We start from the raw sequence: 1,022 nt of genomic DNA, 5'->3' as shown, positions 1-1,022 counted from the left end.
TCGTTTCGTGTAACGACAACCACAGCCGTTCAATTGGATTCAGCCACGGCGAATAGGTCGGCAGAAACAGTAGCCGGAACTTACTGTTCTCCGACAGCCAGCACTCCACTTTGTGGCTTTTATGGATGATGTAGTTATCAACCACCAACGTAATGGTTTTCGCCCGCCGGTATGTGCGTCGTAATGACTCTAACAGTTTGATAAATAAATCAGAACTCTTGCTGTTGCCACTAACGTAGGAGACTCGGCCCGTCCCCGAATGCAGTGCGCCAGCCAGATAATGTTTCTGGTTCTGTCCCGGCGTGGCGATACGCTTCTGCTGCCCTTTGGGCATCCAGTCGGCACCGATTTTCGGGTTCAGGTCGATATCGACTTCATCCTGATAAAACACAGGATTAGCCGCTGAGCCCTGAGCCAGCGCCTGCTCGATGGCAAGCCGCTTTTCATCATAATACGGGTCCCTGATTTTCAGCGTCGGCGCGGCCCTGCGCCAGACCATACCGGCCTGTTTGAGGTATCGGTGCAGGGTGGAACGGTGAAGTGCCACGTCAAAAAGCCGGTTGACGATACGGGTCAGTAACTCCGTACTCCAACGGGAGCGCAGCCAGCCGAAATCCTTCGGCGACCGTTGAACCAGCAAGGGAAGCACTCGCTGGATATTGGCGACCGGCCAGCAAGGCGCACGACCGGGCCTGAGGCTCTTGAGTCCTTCAACACCCTGTAAAGTAAACCAGTTTATCCATCTTCCGACGGATGAACGCGCAGCACAGAGCAATCTGGCAACTTCGGTGACGGTCATTCCCCGATGCAACATCAACATCGCAATGAGTCGTCTGGCATAATTTTTATCGCGTGTTTGTTGGGCTTCTTTGCACATCAGTTGTCGTTCTTCATCAGGGATTGCTGCTATGATCGGCATCGCTCAGTCCGGTTGGTGGTTTGTGATGTTTGGCGATTGATCAGATCGCTCAACTCGGACTGAGTTCCCTTCAAGTGATCTACTATTTGGCGAAGCTATTTAG

1 protein-coding gene is annotated in these 1,022 nt (G+C 52.8%); it reads right to left on the bottom strand.

Features of this window, described 5'->3' with window-relative positions; translation table 11 throughout:
• Positions 1 to 919 (bottom strand): IS630 family transposase (locus tag Q3A88_RS21855; protein ID WP_317178666.1); only part of this gene is annotated, 919 nt, incomplete at its 3' end.
• Positions 920 to 1,022: the final 103 nt, after the last annotated feature.

This window comes from Pectobacterium sp. HCp5_1 (assembly GCF_032905925.1).
GTDB lineage: Bacteria > Pseudomonadota > Gammaproteobacteria > Enterobacterales > Enterobacteriaceae > Pectobacterium > Pectobacterium brasiliense_A.
Note: the sequence above shows the minus strand (reverse complement) of the source record. Positions and strands in the feature narration are given on the sequence as shown.